At 37.8% G+C, this 15868-nt stretch carries 15 protein-coding genes and 1 riboswitch; of the genes, 2 read left to right on the top strand and 13 right to left on the bottom strand.

From position 1 onward, the window contains the following. Positions 1-11: 11 nt before the first annotated feature. The 13 genes from ACFQ32_RS03450 to lysA form a co-directional block, all read right to left on the bottom strand. On the bottom strand, positions 12-1913 hold the full coding sequence (locus ACFQ32_RS03450; RefSeq protein WP_046325669.1) for a helix-turn-helix domain-containing protein: 1902 nt from the start codon (positions 1911-1913) through the stop codon (positions 12-14). 54 nt (positions 1914-1967) lie between these two features. Continuing rightward, positions 1968-3026 carry a tyrosine-protein phosphatase gene (locus ACFQ32_RS03445; protein WP_046325670.1) on the bottom strand — a complete coding sequence of 353 codons (1059 nt, stop codon included), beginning with the start codon at positions 3024-3026 and terminating at the stop codon, positions 1968-1970. After that, positions 3026-3517, bottom strand: coding sequence for a PTS system mannose/fructose/N-acetylgalactosamine-transporter subunit IIB (locus ACFQ32_RS03440; RefSeq protein WP_046325671.1), 492 nt, complete (start codon positions 3515-3517; stop codon positions 3026-3028). Before ACFQ32_RS03440 ends, ACFQ32_RS03445 begins: the two co-directional genes overlap by 1 nt. Beyond that, complete coding sequence (locus tag ACFQ32_RS03435) at positions 3492-3935, bottom strand: PTS sugar transporter subunit IIA (RefSeq protein ID WP_046325672.1); 444 nt, start codon at positions 3933-3935, stop codon at positions 3492-3494. Before ACFQ32_RS03435 ends, ACFQ32_RS03440 begins: the two co-directional genes overlap by 26 nt. Positions 3936-3953: 18 nt before the next feature. Further along, positions 3954-4790 (bottom strand): PTS system mannose/fructose/sorbose family transporter subunit IID, encoded by an 837-nt coding sequence (locus tag ACFQ32_RS03430; protein ID WP_046325673.1) that lies wholly within the window; start codon positions 4788-4790, stop codon positions 3954-3956. Beyond that, positions 4787-5605 carry a PTS mannose/fructose/sorbose/N-acetylgalactosamine transporter subunit IIC gene (locus ACFQ32_RS03425; protein WP_046325674.1) on the bottom strand — a complete coding sequence of 273 codons (819 nt, stop codon included), beginning with the start codon at positions 5603-5605 and terminating at the stop codon, positions 4787-4789. The genes ACFQ32_RS03430 and ACFQ32_RS03425 overlap by 4 nt, the downstream gene beginning before the upstream one ends. A gap of 204 nt (positions 5606-5809) precedes the next feature. After that, positions 5810-6880, bottom strand: a complete 1071-nt coding sequence (locus ACFQ32_RS03420) for an aspartate-semialdehyde dehydrogenase (RefSeq protein WP_046325675.1) — start codon at positions 6878-6880, stop codon at positions 5810-5812. Continuing rightward, on the bottom strand, positions 6877-8064 hold the full coding sequence (locus ACFQ32_RS03415; RefSeq protein WP_046325676.1) for an aminotransferase class I/II-fold pyridoxal phosphate-dependent enzyme: 1188 nt from the start codon (positions 8062-8064) through the stop codon (positions 6877-6879). The genes ACFQ32_RS03420 and ACFQ32_RS03415 overlap by 4 nt, the downstream gene beginning before the upstream one ends. 16 nt (positions 8065-8080) lie before the next feature. Continuing rightward, a complete protein-coding gene (dapB, locus tag ACFQ32_RS03410; RefSeq protein ID WP_046325677.1) occupies positions 8081-8839 on the bottom strand; it encodes a 4-hydroxy-tetrahydrodipicolinate reductase in 759 nt (252 codons plus the stop codon). Beyond that, the gene (gene dapA, locus ACFQ32_RS03405) at positions 8839-9762 is read right to left on the bottom strand and encodes a 4-hydroxy-tetrahydrodipicolinate synthase (RefSeq protein WP_046325678.1); all 924 of its coding nucleotides are present in this window, start codon (positions 9760-9762) and stop codon (positions 8839-8841) included. The genes dapB and dapA overlap by 1 nt, the downstream gene beginning before the upstream one ends. Before the next feature lie 18 nt (positions 9763-9780). Then, on the bottom strand, positions 9781-10920 hold the full coding sequence (locus ACFQ32_RS03400; RefSeq protein WP_046325679.1) for an N-acetyldiaminopimelate deacetylase: 1140 nt from the start codon (positions 10918-10920) through the stop codon (positions 9781-9783). A 4-nt stretch (positions 10921-10924) separates the two neighbouring features. Further along, positions 10925-11635 (bottom strand): 2,3,4,5-tetrahydropyridine-2,6-dicarboxylate N-acetyltransferase, encoded by a 711-nt coding sequence (gene dapD / locus ACFQ32_RS03395; protein ID WP_046325680.1) that lies wholly within the window; start codon positions 11633-11635, stop codon positions 10925-10927. Positions 11636-11644: 9 nt separating this feature from the next. Then, positions 11645-12958 (bottom strand): diaminopimelate decarboxylase, encoded by a 1314-nt coding sequence (gene lysA / locus ACFQ32_RS03390; RefSeq protein ID WP_046325681.1) that lies wholly within the window; start codon positions 12956-12958, stop codon positions 11645-11647. 85 nt (positions 12959-13043) lie between these two features. Further along, a riboswitch (Lysine riboswitch) is annotated at positions 13044-13222 on the bottom strand. 279 nt (positions 13223-13501) lie between these two features. On the opposite strand from lysA, the gene ACFQ32_RS03385 reads away from it, so the two are divergent. Together ACFQ32_RS03385 and dapF are read left to right on the top strand one after the other, a co-directional pair. Continuing rightward, positions 13502-14854, top strand: coding sequence for an aspartate kinase (locus tag ACFQ32_RS03385; RefSeq protein WP_046325683.1), 1353 nt, complete (start codon positions 13502-13504; stop codon positions 14852-14854). A gap of 17 nt (positions 14855-14871) precedes the next feature. After that, positions 14872-15849, top strand: a complete 978-nt coding sequence (dapF, locus tag ACFQ32_RS03380; RefSeq protein WP_046325684.1) for a diaminopimelate epimerase — start codon at positions 14872-14874, stop codon at positions 15847-15849. Positions 15850-15868: the final 19 nt, after the last annotated feature.

Genomic DNA, 15868 nt, shown 5'->3' with positions numbered 1-15868 from the left:
CCACAAGATATTCATCTCATAATCTGGTCATTACTAACTATATTAAAGTATAGTTGCAGTTCAGAATCACCGTTTTTAATTTCCAATAATCCTTTACTGGGGTCCAGAATTATAATCTGTAAATTAAAGACCTTATGATAATTTATATATACAGGCTGCTTAAATTTAAAAACAAAATAACGTTTCTTAATTTCATGAGGACCCAGAAGAGTGAGGTACATATTATAAGGGTAGGCATGGTAGCCTTCATTTGTTATTAAAGCTGCAACATAACTAACAAAATTGTTTTTATGTGCTTGAGGGATGCCTAGTTGGTTAATCAAATGATTAGCTACTATGTCCTGAATTTTTCCTTTTAAAGCATCTATTTTAATTATCACTGGCCGTTTAAAATAATTGACAATTGAACCAATTGTTCGTTTAGTGGACAGTATTCTTTGCCACAGAGCCATTTTTAGCCCATCATCTGAAAAAAAGGAAAAAGTTATTTTGGGAATATTTATATTTTTATAACCTTGTTTAGTCTTTGAGGAAACTAATAAATAATCGTATTTTGAATAATCAATATTTTCCAATTCATAAGAATAAACAAAAGTATAATTTGCATTATATTTATTTAAATCAAGTTTATCTATTAAGTGTTCACTGGCTAATTTACCATAGTCGTTTACAACCAAGAAGTTAGTGGGAAAGTAACTGTTTTGTTTTTGATGAATCTTACTGTATAAGCCCAGAACTATATCGTTAAACAGGCTGTCATTTAACTCTTTTTTATTATAATCAGCGCAAGAATTATATAAAGCAACGGTTAAAGAACTTGTTGCAAAAATTTTGCGAGCAACCTTTTCAGTTGCCAGTTCTAGGTTGAAGCAAACAAAGTCATATTTTTTCTTAAGGTATCTGATAAAGAAACTGCGATAAATGTATGCAGCAATATCAGAATCTTTATTAATGCATAGTGACATTTGCTCTTTTAAAGCAGCACAAACTTGTTCAACTTGTACCTGTACTTGCTGTGACCAGGTTCTTAATTTATTCAAATCAGGAATTTGATCAATTTCAGAATTAATTAATAAAAAAACGGCTAAGTATAGTTCTTCCTGGATATTATTTTTAATTAATTTTGCTGCAATTATAAACGCCTTAGCATGCATCAATTCAGCTTTAAGATTATGACTAATCTTTAAACTAATATCTGGCCGTAATTTATAAATCAGCAGATATTTTGTTACTTGCTTGAAGCCATTATCCGTTAAAGGAAAATCATATTCATGAATTAATTGGAGTAAAGTCTGACTTTTATTTAATAATTCAGTTTTAGTAACGCCATATTCAGTAAAAGCATATTCTGGTAGCAAAGCATCTTTTTGTTCAAAACTATAGACATCAAATAAATCTATCAAGCATGAACGAACTGCACCCGTTTTACCTACTACTTTCATGCCATAGTATGGAACAGACTTCACTTTTAAATTATAAATACTTAAAAATTTTTTCACATCACGCATATCCTTATTAATAGTCGCGGTACTAAAATTTAATTTGCTCGCCAGCTGGTCGATTTTGATGTAGTTTGGACTCGCACACAGAAATCTGCAAATTTTGGCAATACGTAACTTATTACGAAACAAGTAATTAAACTTGAGATTTAAATATTCAGAACAATTTTCCTTTAATAATTTCAACCAGTCACTTTCTGCTAAAGAATAATCAAGCAAATATCCTTTAGCTCTTTGATTGATAATTTTGACATCATGACCGTTATTACGTAAAGCCTTATTAATCTGCTCAAATTCTGTATTTAACGTTCGCGCAGAAATCCCGCTTTTCTTTTTTAATTCAGAAATAGTAAGTAAATCATTGTTTAAAAAAAGATTTAACAATTCAATTTCACGGTAAGTTAAATTCAACATTGTTTTGCCGTCTTCCTTTTTAAGACAATATTAATACTTACTTTAACTTAAAACTTATGCTTTTTCTAATAATGACTTGCGTAAACTCAAATATTCTGCTTCAGTCAGATCCAACTTGTCAGTTGCATACTGATAAATTGTGCCGTATTCGCGTGTTATTTTGGTAATTGAAGCAGTAATAAATTCTTCTCTGGTGTCAAAAAGGGCATACATATAATCTGCAACTTCTTTATTACCAGTTTGTTGCAAAAATTTTTGATAATAACGAGCATTCTTCTTAACACGTGCTCGTTTAGTTAGCATATAATCATAAACCAGTAATTCTGCTGGTACGCCCAGAATTCCTTCCAGGACCATGAAGCCAAAACCGGTTCTGTCTTTACCGCCACGGCAATGTTGCAAGCTGGGTAAATACTTACTTTGAGCTGTAACTTTAATGGTGTTACTAAAAGCCTCTATGCTTGCAGGACTATCGACAAAGGATTCTTGTTGTCTGATCATTTGATCATTACCAGTTTCTCCTTTAGCCAACGCTTCTTTAGCCCTTTCTTTCATATCTTTACCGGTATCTAAGTTTTGGGCTCTGCCAGCGATAGCAGCTGTTTCTGCATTAGGATCAAAATTAAAAGTATGAATTGCAGGATCAATAACAGGATTAGGCGTATCTTTAACTTCAATTGCACCCCGAAAATCAATTATTGAGCGTAACCCCAAATTTTTAACAAAAGTATAGCCCGAAGGTTCTAGATTGTGCAAATAATCAGAGCGATAAACTTGCCCCCATTTGATTCTCATGCCGTCACTTGTGCGGTAGCCACCAATATCACGCAGATTATACATCCCCGGAACGGGCAGTATGCGATAGCCAAATAATAAGGGCTCGTGCTTCTTAAAATTCAGAATGAAATAAGTTGGCCTAACAGTTGAGTAAGAAAATTGAAAACAGACCTGAGTTTTATTACTGGTTAACAAATACTTTTTTTCTTTAGTATATTTATCATTATCCAGAGTCCAATATAATTCATAATCAGGTAAATTTTGTTCATCTGTCTTAATATCTACTTCTGTTTGACCATCATCTAAAACATATGCTTCTGCGTAGTCTATTTTCATTAGTTCTTTCCTTGCACTTGTTCAATATATTCTTTGATTGGTGTAGGCGCATCATAAGCTGCCATTTGAAAGTTTATTTCGAGTCCTGAGTCAACCAATTTATCTAGTGCATCCTTTTCTTCTGGAGTAAAGCACAGGTCATTGTTGTAGCGAATTGTACGTTCTTTACGCTCTCTCATACCACCAAAATTAACTGACTTAATGTCAACCCCGCCTTCGATTAAGTGCAATAAATCAAGGGTACTGGTCAATATTAAAAAGGTGGTCTTTTTTATAGGATTTTTCTTGTAAACTCGAATAAATTTATCAACTCCAAAAACATGCACGATATAACCAGGAGCAGCCATTTTCAACACTTGCTCTTGCACTGGGTTACTAGCTGCCCTATCACTGATGCATATAATTTGCTCAGCACCAACATGACGCAGCCAGGAACTGGCAACCTGACCGTGAATTAATCTGTCATCAATACGAGTCCACTTGATTGGCATTTTGCTTCTCTCCTTCTTTTGCTTTTTCAGTAATATTCACTAACGCTTGCGGATATGTTCTTTCAATAATCTTCTTGGCTTCTGCTAAATTTTCAGGATTGCTTAAGCATAGTTCCAGTAAAACTGGCATATTTAGCCCCGAATAAACTAAGACATTTTCATTTGTCAAAGTTAAATACGTAGATACATTAGCAGGGGTACCACCAAAAATATCAACTAAGATAAGAGTTTCCGTATTTTTTTCGTTGAGCGCCTTTAATTTAGTTTGAATTTCCTCAAGACTTTCTTCATAAGTTTTACCTTTAGTAACAGATAAAACTGCAACATTTTTTTGCGGCAGTCCAATAATCATTTCAGCCGACTTTAATGCTTCCTGAGCAAACAAGCCGTGACTGGCCAAGATAATATTTATAGCCATCAGTAACCTCCTTACAAATTATTTGATAATTCCCATTACTGCTAAAACTGTTCCTAAAATCAAAATAGCAAATATTAACCAAGTTAAGTATTTACGTGGTAAATATGAGTGTAATTTATAAAGACCTAAGGTAAACAGCAAAGGTAACAGCTTTGGCATCACGCCGTCTAATAATTTTTGGATGACAATTTTTGTACCCTTGGTATAAATGACTGTACCAACATTTATTTTGACGTATTGGGCAATAAGTGCGCCTATAACCATGACACCGATCGCTGTTGAAATATTAATTATCTTTTGCATAACCTTCTTTTGGTTACCGCTTTTAATAAATTCTGTACCCTTTTCGTAACCAAAAATAATTCCATAATATTTAACAACAATATTGATTCCGTTATAAATGACAAACATCAAAATTGGCCCTAATACATTTCCTTGTAATGCATAGGCTGCACCAATACTGCCGGCAATAGCCTGAATGGTTATTTTAAAGACACTGTCACCAATACCAGCTAATGGTCCCATCATACCGGCTTTGATAGCAACAACTGCTTCTTTTTCATCTTCGCTGGTTGTCTCTTCAACAGCCGCGGTAATTCCCAGAATCATACCTGTTGCCGTAATTTGTGATAAAAAGTAAGTCAGATGGCGCTTCATGGCTTCTATTCTAAGTTCCTTATTATCACCATAGAGACGGCGAATAATTGGTACCATCGCATTTAAAAAGCCAATAGCCTGAGTCAAGACCAGCGTCGAAGTAACGTTTAGTCCCCAAATTTGCAATCGCCAAAAGACTTTATTTAAATCCTTACGGGTAATTTTTTTACTGTTTTTAGTTTCCACTTCATTACTCATAGGTCGTACCCCGTATCTTCATCAACTTGCTGATTATTAGAACTACTATTTTCTGAACCCATTTCATTTTGCTTATCTATAATTTCCATAATATAGGAATAGATCACGGCAAAAATTAAAGAAATTAAGGTAACTGGTAAAATGCCTAAGTTTAAATAGGCTGATAAAACAAAGCCAAAAATTAAGAATGGCCACAATGTGCCCTTCATCATCATTGTCATTAAGATGGATAATCCCACAGCAGGCAATAAGGATGACGCTGTTCCCAAACCATTTAAGATGTTGCTTGGTACAACAGCCAGTATTTTATCAATTATGCCCTTTTGGAAATAAACAAACAGAAATGTTGGTATTGCTCGAATTGAAAACTGTATAAGAAAAGCAACAATATTTATTTGCATTATTCCACTTAAATCACCGTTATCAGCCAATCTTTGAGCCCATGGTTCGAAAAACTGTTTTAATACCCGCGTAACTACTATTAACTGTTGAATTAAAACAGCTACAGTAGTGGCGGCAGCGACTCCAGCAGCAATTCCTTTTGGTGTAGCACCTGTTCCTGAAGTAATTGAAACAGTAACTCCGATAATTGTCCCGACAATCATATCTGGTGTTTGATAACCCGCCATGTTGCCCAGGCCCATCCACATTAATTCCAATGTAGCGGAAATCACAAGTGCCGTTGGCAAATCTCCCAGGATAAGTCCTACAACCGGTCCAACCAGCAAAGGCCTCCGAAACATTTGCGGTCCTTGATCGTCAAATGAACAATATCCTGCCCAAATTGCGATCAACAAAGCATTTACAAGACTCATTAACGTACTCCTTTCATCTAAATAACTTTTTAGTTATTCAATTAATACAATGTCAGTATAAAATAGCGCTTTCATAACCTCCATGGATTTTTTATCGTTTAAAATTGCAAAAAAATAGTAGGAAGTCAGCTTAAAAGTAATCAAATAAACCAAGCTTATATTATTTATACAAACTTGGTTTATTTCATTTAATTAAATATAGAACTAACTATTTTTTGGCACACGCACTAAATTATCTCTCACTAAACATTCAGCAATTTCTACTGTATTGCTGGCAGCACCCCTTAATAAGTTATCAGCCACTACCCACATATTAAATGCACCAGAATTTTCTTGATCTGGGCGAATACGCCCCACGAAAGTCTCTTTTTTACCAGCTGCTAAAAGTGGTTGGGGATAAATCTGATTTTCAGGGTCATCCTGTAACACAAGTCCAGGAGTTTTCACAATTTCCTGCTTTATTTCTGCAGTTGTTGCAGTTTCGTCTTGCAACACAAAATAAACCGTTTCGCCATGACCAATTTCAACCGGTACCCGGACACAAGTAGCAGTGACTTTAATCTTCTTTGAATCCTGATCATTAAACAAAATCTTTTTGGTTTCATGAATCATTTTCCATTCTTCGTGCGTGTAGCCATCATCTTCAAAAACATCAATTTGCGGTAACAAGTTAAACGCCAGAGGATAATGCTTTTTAGCAGATGCGGTTGGCAGAATTTTAGCTGCTGTCTTTTGCTTATTTAACCTGTCCTGAGCTTGCTGCAGCAGCTCCGCCCAAGCTGCTTTACCAGCACCCGAGACGGCTTGATAAGTTGAAACAATAATTTGCTTAATTCCCCATTTAACGTGCAGCGGATAAAGCGCAGCTACCATCTGAATGGTCGAGCAATTAGGATTAGCAATGATGCCATGATGATTAACTAATTGTTCATCATTAACTCCCGGAACAATTAAGGGCACATCATCAGCCATACGAAAAGCACTAGTATTGTCCACACATACCGCCCCTCTTTTGACAGCTTCAGGCAATAATTTTTGTGACACCGCACCACCTGCAGATGATAAAACTAAGTCCACTCCCTTAAATGAATCAGGTTGTGCTTCTTCTACTGTGATTGCTTGATTTTTAAATTTTAGTTTTTTACCTACTGACCGTTTAGAAGCTAGTAGCTTGATTTGTTTGACAGGAATTTTAGACTTTTCTAGTTCACTAATTAACCGCTGACCTACTGCACCTGTGGCACCCAGAATGGCAACTGCGTATTTTCTCATCAATTTTCACCTTTTTCTGCTAAAAACTGTTGGATGCGGTTCATTGCTGTATGCAAGTTTTCATCGCTGGCAGCGTATGAAAAACGAATATAGCCTTCACCGCCAGGACCAAAAGCATTTCCGGGCGTGCCCCCGACTTTAGCCTTGTGAGCTAAGTCCAGTGCAAAGGCCTCATCGTCTTGACCATAACTTGCTGGTATTTTGGCAAAAACATAGAATGCCCCTTCACTGGCATGGGTTTCAAGACCCATATTGTTTAGCGCACTAACAATATAGTCCCGCCTTTTTTGATAAATTGGCCGGGCCTTTGCTGGATCCTGATCACCATTTTCCAAGGCCTCAGTGGCTGCCGCTTGTGCAGGATTAGATGGAACTGTTACCAAAAATGCGTGCATCTTTGCAATTAAACTAATTAAAGCAGCTGGTCCTGTTACATAACCCAGACGGTAACCAGTCATCGCGTGCGACTTGGACAAGCCATTAATTAACAAAGTACGTTCGGGTAAATAACGCGCAATTGAAACATGCTTAAAGTTATAAGTCAATTCACTATAAATTTCATCAGAAATAACATAAAGATGATGCTTTTTAATAATCGGTGCGATTTGCTTTAAAACAGAGCTGGGACATTCCCTGCCAGTAGGATTAGTAGGATAGTTAAATAAAATCGCTTTAGCATGAGGATGCTCATTTAAAGTTTTTTTCAGTGCCTGCGGGGTCAACACGAAATTCGTATCTGCCGTATTGATGGCAACTAATTCAGCTTTAGTGTATTGAATTAGCGGAAAATAAAGAGCATAGGATGGCGTAGGCACAATAATTTCATCACCTGGTTGAAATAATGCCAACATGGTTGCAGCTATGGCCTCCGTCGCACCAACTGTGACGATAATTTCACTTTCAGGATCATAAGTTAAGTCTTGCTTGCGTTTTAGATAATTGCTGATAGCCTGACGCAATCTGGGTGTTCCTTTTTGAGCCGAGTAATGCGAATCATTATCTAATATACTTTGGGCTGCAGCTTTTTTGACATGTTCAGGTGTATTTAAATCAGGTTCTCCTAAAGTTAACTTGATTAAATCAGGAATATCGTCAACTTTTTGGGCAAAAGCGCGAATGCCAGAAGGAGGAATTTCTTCCAAGGGCGTATGAATAATTGAAGTTAAATCAGTAGCTAATTGGGGCATTTTATTCTCCTTGTAATTACAAAATCTGGTCTAAACCGACCACTAAATCTGTTAAATCCATTACTCGGCTCAAGGCTACTTTAACGCCCTGCATAAATGAAGAACGGGAAAATGAATCTTGTCTAATAGTTAAAGCTTCGCCAGGGCCGCCAAAAAGCACCTGCTCATGAGCTATATAGCCGGGTAATCGCACAGAGTGAACAGGAACTCCATCATAATCAGCGCCGCGAGCTTGAGAATCATTCTCAGTTTGTGAACAATTTGCTGAATTGCGGTTTTCTGCAATTAATTTAGCAGTCGCAATAGCCGTAGCACTAGGGGCATCCCTTTTATCAGCATGATGCATCTCAATAACTTCTGCATCAGAAAAATAACGGGCAGCTTCTTGCGCAAACTTCATTAATAAGACAGCCGATAAGCCAAAGTTAGGAACAATAATGCCGCCTACCTTTTCTTTTTGTGCAATTGCTTGCAACTTTTTAGTTTGTTCTGGCGTTAAACCGCTTGTCCCCACAATTGGATGCATATGGTGCTTTAAAGCAAATTTAGTATTTTCATAAACTGCTTGTGGAGTAGTAAAATCAATCCAGATATCAGCAGCAATATCGACCATTGCTAAATTATCAAATCGCTTAACGTCAGGCTTGAAATCTGAACTCTCAGATGCAGTAGGTGCTAAAACTGCTACCAATTGACAATCCGGTAATTTTTCAACTAATTGGACAGTTTGCCTGCCCATGGATCCTGTGGCACCAGCTATTAAAATTTTTTTCATTACTCTACTCCTAGTTCTAGTGGCAATTCATGCAATAATGCTGCTTCACTTAAACCTAAATGAAGAGCTAATTGCCGCTTTCCTGTCTCATTTAAAGCCACAAGCGGTAACCGGCAGCCGCCAGCTGGCAACCCTTGGGCGTTAAGGACGGCTTTAACAGGTGCCGGTGAAGGATACATAAACAAAGCTTGCATTTTTGGCATTAATTGTCTTTGCAATTTACCCGCTGCAGCGATTTTCCCCTGATCTAAGTCATCATACATTTCCCGCATAGCCTTGCCATAAATATGAGAGGCTACCGAAATCACGCCTCTTGCACCTAAGACCTTAGCCGTTAAAGACTGCAGGTCTTCACCTGTATACACCAAAAAATCATTGGCTGCATGTTCAACAATATATTCCAAATCTTCTAAATTTGAACATTGCTTAACACCAGCAATTTTTGGATTATGCGATAACTCAACTAAAGTTTCTTTAGTGATCTTAATTCCTGTTCGACCCGGAATGTTATAAATAATGATTGGTACCGGCGAATTTTCAGCCACCTTTTCAAAATGGGCTGTAATTCCCCTTTGATCCGGCTTGTTATAGTAAGGTGCTACTACCAGTGCCATATCAATACCGGGAATTTGTCCTACTTCTTGTGTAAATGCAACGGTCTGTGCAGTATTATTGCTGCCCGTACCTGCAACCACTGGCACACGCCCAGCAATTATTTGAGCGAATTTAGTGTATAATTCAATCTTTTCGTCATGGGTCATTGTTGCTGTTTCACCGGTCGTACCGCCAATGACGAAACCATTGCTGCCTGTATTGAGTAAATGCTCGGTTAAGCGCTTCAGACCAGGATAGTCAACTTTATCTTCCTTATTAAAGGGCGTAATTAGCGCGGTCATTAAATCTGCCTTGTCAAAATTAGTCATGTTTTTTCTCCTTTTGAGCTACATGTGACTCTTTAAAAAACCTACCACTGCTTTAATTCCTACTTCTATGGCTTCTTCGTGCGGGTTAAAGGTTGCAGAATGAAGTTGCGCATCATCATCCACTCCCAGCCAGAACATGGTGCCGGGAATTTGTGCTAGTAAATAGCCAAAGTCTTCACCTGTCATAGCCGGTTGCATCTCTTGGTAATTAATTTGAGAATTTTCCTTCATATAATTAATAAACTCGTTTGTGATTTGCGGATCATTTTCTACTGGCCAATAGCCACCCTGATTAAGTTGCAAATCAACTTTAGCATTATAGCTGTGTGCTATTCCTTGAGTTATCTCCCGCAGACGCTGATCAATTTTTTTAATCATTTTTTGGGTTAATCCGCGAATGGTTCCTTCTAAATGAGCATGACCGGCAATCGCATTTCTAACTGTTCCAGCCCTAACTTTTCCTATCGTAATAACACCGCATGCAATGGGATCAATACTGCGCGAAATAATTGTTTGAATTTGCTCTATTAACGCAGCTGCAGCCACTACCATATCGTTAGCTTGCTGCGGATACGCCGCATGTCCATCCTTACCATATAAATCAATATTGATTTCAGTTGTCCCCGCAAATAATGTTCCTAAACGGCAGCCAATTGTACCGGTAGGTAAATCTGGAGTATCGTGCAAAGCAAAGAATTCATCTGGGCGCCATTTACCAGTAAAAATTCCTGCCTCATAAGCTTTTTTGGCACCACTTTCACTTTCTTCAGCAGGTTGAAAAAAGAACAACAAATTGTCCTGTGGTTGGTGCTCGCAAAAATAAGCCAAAATTCCAAGCGCTACTGTCATGTGGATATCGTGACCACAAGCATGCATTTGACCTTGATTGTGGGAAGCAAACGGCAGGCCGGTCTGTTCTGCAATTGGTAGACCATCTATATCTGCGCGATAACCAATCGTTTTTTGCGGTTTTTTCCCACTAACTCTAACTAAAATAGCTGTAGGCAGTTCAGAACATGTGCGAGTTTCAATGTATTTTTGATTAAAATTACCGATAACTTGCAAGAGATATTTTTGTGTGTGGTATTCGTGCAGAGCTAATTCTGGAATCTGATGCAAGTCACGCCGAATTTTAATTAGTTGCTCGGAAGTTAACATTAATTCACAGCTTTCTTAATCCCGGCTCAATTCCTGTCTTAGAAGCCGTTTTTTGATCACGCATTTTAATAATTTTTGCCGGTACTCCGGCAACGACACTGTTTACAGGTATATCCTTAGTTACTACTGCTCCAGCAGCTACTACCGCATGGTCACCAACTTGGACTCCTTCTAAAACTACTGCATTGGCGCCAATTAAAACATCCTTGCCAATTTTCACAGGTTGTGCTGAGGCTGGTTCCACGACTCCGGCAATTACCGCTCCTGCTCCTATGTGGCTGTTCGCACCAACGATTGCTCGGCCGCCCAAAACAGCATTCATATCAATCATGGCATTTTCGCCAATTTCTGCTCCAATATTAATGACAGCCCCCATCATGATCACCGCATTTTTGCCTATTTCAACGTTTTCACGAATTAGGGCACCCGGTTCAATTCTGGCAGAAATATTTTTCAAATCTAGCAACGGAATGGCAGAATTACGACTAACATTTTCCACTTGGTAATCAGCAAATTTGTCAGAGTTTTTTGCTATAAAAGGTTCCAAGACTTGCCAGTCTCCCAAAACGACCCCAGTATGATTTTCAATAAAAGTTTTGCAGTCTGCTGGCCAGTTTAATTGAGACAAATTTCCTTTGACATAAACTTTAACTGGTGTTTTTTTGGTTGAATTAGCAATAAAGTCAATGATTTCGGTTGCCGTCATTTTTTTCATATTTATAATTTATCCTTCCATTTGATAAAAGCGATCATGACTAACTATATCCGCATAAGTTTCACGTGTAACCACTACTTGTGCTTGCCCATTTTCTGCAAATACAACTGCTGGCCTGGGAACACGATTATAATTAGCTGCCATACTATAGCCGTAAGCACCAGTCGCTAAAACCGCAATTACATCTCCGGGTTTGCTTTTAGGCAGTGCCAATTTGTTAATAATAATGTCGCCAGATTCACAATAACGTCCCGCAAGTCTAACCGTTTCTACAGGTTCTGCATGTGGCTTTTCTGCTAATACTGCCTCATATTGTGCTTGATAAAGTGCTGGTCTGATATTATCTCCCATACCACCATCGACTGCCACGTAAGGCAGCAGTCCCGGCACTTCTTTGCGTGCCCCGATAGTATATAGATTATAGCCGGCTTCACCGACAATTGAACGTCCTGGTTCAATCCAGATAGCCGGCATTTTTAAGTGGCTTGCTTGCGCACACTTTTTAACTGTCTGCATTATTTGACTGATGAAGGTTTGAGCAGTCAAAGTATCATCCTGCGCGGTATATCTAATACCAAATCCGCCTCCTAAGTTTAAAACGCGCGGCTGGTAATCATATTTTTGTTTCCAATCGTTCACTAACTTCAGCAACTTCTCTACTTCAAGTTTAAAGCCCTCAGCTGCCAAAATTTGCGAACCGATATGTGCGTGCAGTCCAATTAATTCCATTTGTGGGTTAGCTTTAACTTGCAAAAACGCCTGCTCAGCCTGACCCGAGCGAATGTCAAAGCCAAATTTGCTGTCCTCTTGACCGGTTTGGTCATATTCATGTGTATGAGCAGAGACCCCTGGAGTTACTCTCAACATTACCTGCACGCAAGTATTAGTTTGTTTTAAAATCCTTTTTAACAGTTTAATCTCAGTAAAATTATCTAAAATAATCACGCCCACATGGTTTTGGACAGCCATTAACAATTCATCTGGGGTTTTATTATTACCGTGAAAACTGATTTTTGCTGCGGGAAAACCGGCTTTAAGTGCAGTAAATAATTCTCCGCCGGAAACAACGTCAATGTGCCCTCCCAGTTTATTAATTACCTGGTAAATTGCCATCGTAGCGAATGCTTTACTGGCATAGCTAATGGCATAATCTACCTGCTCTTTTTCAAAAGCATTTTGGAAAGCCTGAAATTGCCGTTTGATTTTCTGGACGTCATAAACAACTAAGGGGGTACCAAACTTCTTTGCCAGTTCCAAAGCGTCTACTCCCCCAATTATCAAATGACCCTGGGTATTAGTTTGATAATAATCATTAGCAGTCATTTAAGTCTCTCCCTTTTTGTTAAATAAAAAAGGCTCTTTTGTTGTACCTAACAAAAGAGTCCTTCAAGTTATTATCTGGTATCAATTTTGTCGATAGCGCTCCGCGAACATAAAATTGCGACAGTCCGTAACCTGTTTGATTACGTCCCAGCTTATTAATTACCGCAATAATTAATGCTTCGGCAACCGCCCCTTTGACTAGTTTCTTAGTTTTTGCAGAAACTCCACCAGCTACTCTTGTTGGTTGCAACCTCTTCGATTTATTAAAATATTATTATTAATTAATATGATTGTCAACCATTTTCACTGACAATTGCTTTTTAATTTTTTAAATAAAAATCTTGTTTTTAAAATTTAGTTATTTTTCCCCTTATCAAACACTATCATCATCAACACTTTTAGCGCAAATTTTAATGCAATAATGTGACGCAAAACAGCTTCTTTAGTGAATAGCAGCTTTCTTTTGCAGTTGAAGATTAAAATTTTAATGTTAAAATCCAATACTAATTACTTAAATTAAATTTAATTGTGAAAGGTATTAACATGAAAGTTGTTAAATTTGGTGGTAGTTCTCTAGCTGACGGAGAACAATTTCAAAAAGTTTTAAAAATTATTAATGCTGATCCAGCTCGTAAAGTGATCGTGACTTCTGCTCCTGGCAAAAGGTCTAAAAACGACACTAAAGTAACAGATTTATTAATTACGTATGCAGAAAATGTTCTTAATAACCAAGATTATAGTGCAACGGTAAAAGCAATTTGGTCCAGGTATCAGGATATCGCGACCTACTTTCAAATATCTGGGCAATTAGTAAAGCCTCTGTTACAGGAATTACTCAATCTGCCTCAAATTTCTTATCCAAACGAGGACTTTTTAATGGCGGGTTTTAAAGCACATGGTGAAAAACTTAGTGCACAGCTTTTAACTTTAATTCTGCAAAAGCGCCATATAGCCGCTCGCTTTTTGGATCCCGCAGAAGCTGGCTTTATGGTTACTAGTAATGCTAACAATACTCAAGTTCTACCAGAAACTTACGAAAATTTACAAAAATGGGCACAAACTGCAGATTTATTAGTCGTCCCCGGCTTTTATGGCATTACACAAGATGGCTTAATAGCAACCTTTTCTCGGGGTGGATCAGATATTACCGGAGCAATTTGGGCCCGTGGAATTAAAGCAGATTTATATGAAAACTTTACGGATGTAGATGCAATCTATGCAGCTGACCCCAGAATTATTGCGCATCCCCGTGCCATTAAGTTTATGACATACCGTGAGTTGCGGGAGCTATCATATGCTGGATTTTCTGTTTTCCATGATGAAGCCATTATTCCCGCAATTGAAGGCCGGATTCCCGTAAACGTCAAAAACACTAATCATCCGGAACTGCCAGGAACAATGATTGTCCCGCAAAATAGTTTTACCCCGCAAAGTACAATTACAGGTGTGGCAAGTTCTGGACATTTTGCCGCATTATATTTACATAAATATTTACTAAATAAAGAAGTGGGATTTACACTTAAATTACTGCAAATATTCTATAAATTTAATATATCATATGAACATATGCCATCAGGAATTGATGATTTGACCGTTATTTTTGATAAAAGGCAATTTGATAAACAAATTCGTCAGCAAATGTGTCTTGCAATTCAAAAAGCACTTCAACCTGATCAACTAGAATGGATTGATGATTATGCCATCATTATGGTGGTTGGAGAAGGGATGCGCAACAAGATTGGTGTAATGAAAAATATCACTCTGCCTTTAGCAGAAAAGCATATTGCCATTCATATGATTAACCAGGGTGCTTCACGCATTTCAATCATGCTAGGCACCAAAAAGGCAGACGCAGCTGCCGCTGTTAAAGAAATTTATCACCAGTTTTTTAATTAATTTAAGGAGAAATTTTCATGATACAACTACAAAAAGTTCACGGCTCACAGAATAAGTTTTTTCTACTTGATCAAACTCAATTTCAAACACCATTATCTAGGGGAGAATTAGTCAACTTGGCGCAGCAGATAACTAAGCCGGAAAGTGGCTTACTTAATGGTGCTGATGGTTTACTAGTAGTCAGCAATTCAGACCATGCGCAAACTCTAGGAAAAATGGAAGTTGTCAATGCTGACGGTTCTTTTGCTTCCATGTGTGGTAACGGGTTAAGGACAGTCGGCCGCTATTTAGCACAAAAATACCATAAAGAAGCATTCAAAGTTGAAACTATCCAAAGCGATTTGCGTGTCAGCTGTCAGCCAGATTGGGCGCCAAAGGTTAAGGCAGTCAGTGTTGAAATCAGTCCTGTCAGTTTTGCAGCTGCTGCTCTCCCCTTTACTAATCTAGGTTATTCTGAATTAATTAATCAAGAGGTGCCGGAACTGGCACCAAAACTGAAATTTTCAGCAGTTGCTGTCCCTAACCCCCACTTGATCAGCTTTGTTTCAGATGATATTTTCAAAAGCGACTTATTAGCAAAATTAGGCGCAAAACTAAATCAGAAAAATCCATTTTTCCCGGATGGAGTAAATGTTAGTTTTGCTCAAGTTTTGAGTGCGCATCATCTATTTGTACGCACTTTTGAGCGAGGTGTAGGTTTTACCAATGCTTGCGGCACTGGCATGTCAGCCGCAAGTCTGGTTTACGCATTAACTTATCCGCAGGAACACCTTTTTGGGCAGTTACTAACTATCTCCAATCCCGGAGGATTTGTTCAAACTAAAGTACATCGGACTGCACATAGCTATTGGATAGAATTAATAGGTAATGCGACAATTACGCACTGTATTGATGTTGCAGAAAGTGAATTACATAAAAAACAGCTAGACTTTAGTAACTTTAAGATTACATCAACTACAGAAAATGAAGCTTATCAAAACAAATATAAAAGTTAATTACTAAAACTTTTTTATT

It is taken from the genome of Lactobacillus melliventris (genome assembly GCF_042679465.1).
In the GTDB taxonomy this organism is placed as follows: domain Bacteria; phylum Bacillota; class Bacilli; order Lactobacillales; family Lactobacillaceae; genus Lactobacillus; species Lactobacillus melliventris.
This window is presented reverse-complemented; position numbering and strand designations above follow the sequence as displayed.

What these genes read in the sequence shown, in the direction of transcription:
- dapD (WP_046325680.1), bottom strand. Translation starts at nt 11,635, where the DNA reads ATGAAAAAAATGACGGCAACCGAAATCATTGACTTTATTGCTAATTCA.
- ACFQ32_RS03385 (WP_046325683.1), top strand. Translation starts at nt 13,502, where the DNA reads ATGAAAGTTGTTAAATTTGGTGGTAGTTCTCTAGCTGACGGAGAACAA.
- ACFQ32_RS03425 (WP_046325674.1), bottom strand. Translation starts at nt 5,605, where the DNA reads ATGAGTCTTGTAAATGCTTTGTTGATCGCAATTTGGGCAGGATATTGT.
- lysA (WP_046325681.1), bottom strand. Translation starts at nt 12,958, where the DNA reads ATGACTGCTAATGATTATTATCAAACTAATACCCAGGGTCATTTGATA.
- dapA (WP_046325678.1), bottom strand. Translation starts at nt 9,762, where the DNA reads ATGACTAATTTTGACAAGGCAGATTTAATGACCGCGCTAATTACGCCC.
- ACFQ32_RS03435 (WP_046325672.1), bottom strand. Translation starts at nt 3,935, where the DNA reads ATGGCTATAAATATTATCTTGGCCAGTCACGGCTTGTTTGCTCAGGAA.
- dapF (WP_046325684.1), top strand. Translation starts at nt 14,872, where the DNA reads ATGATACAACTACAAAAAGTTCACGGCTCACAGAATAAGTTTTTTCTA.
- ACFQ32_RS03445 (WP_046325670.1), bottom strand. Translation starts at nt 3,026, where the DNA reads ATGAAAATAGACTACGCAGAAGCATATGTTTTAGATGATGGTCAAACA.
- ACFQ32_RS03430 (WP_046325673.1), bottom strand. Translation starts at nt 4,790, where the DNA reads ATGAGTAATGAAGTGGAAACTAAAAACAGTAAAAAAATTACCCGTAAG.
- dapB (WP_046325677.1), bottom strand. Translation starts at nt 8,839, where the DNA reads ATGAAAAAAATTTTAATAGCTGGTGCCACAGGATCCATGGGCAGGCAA.
- ACFQ32_RS03415 (WP_046325676.1), bottom strand. Translation starts at nt 8,064, where the DNA reads ATGCCCCAATTAGCTACTGATTTAACTTCAATTATTCATACGCCCTTG.
- ACFQ32_RS03400 (WP_046325679.1), bottom strand. Translation starts at nt 10,920, where the DNA reads ATGTTAACTTCCGAGCAACTAATTAAAATTCGGCGTGACTTGCATCAG.
- ACFQ32_RS03450 (WP_046325669.1), bottom strand. Translation starts at nt 1,913, where the DNA reads ATGTTGAATTTAACTTACCGTGAAATTGAATTGTTAAATCTTTTTTTA.
- ACFQ32_RS03440 (WP_046325671.1), bottom strand. Translation starts at nt 3,517, where the DNA reads ATGCCAATCAAGTGGACTCGTATTGATGACAGATTAATTCACGGTCAG.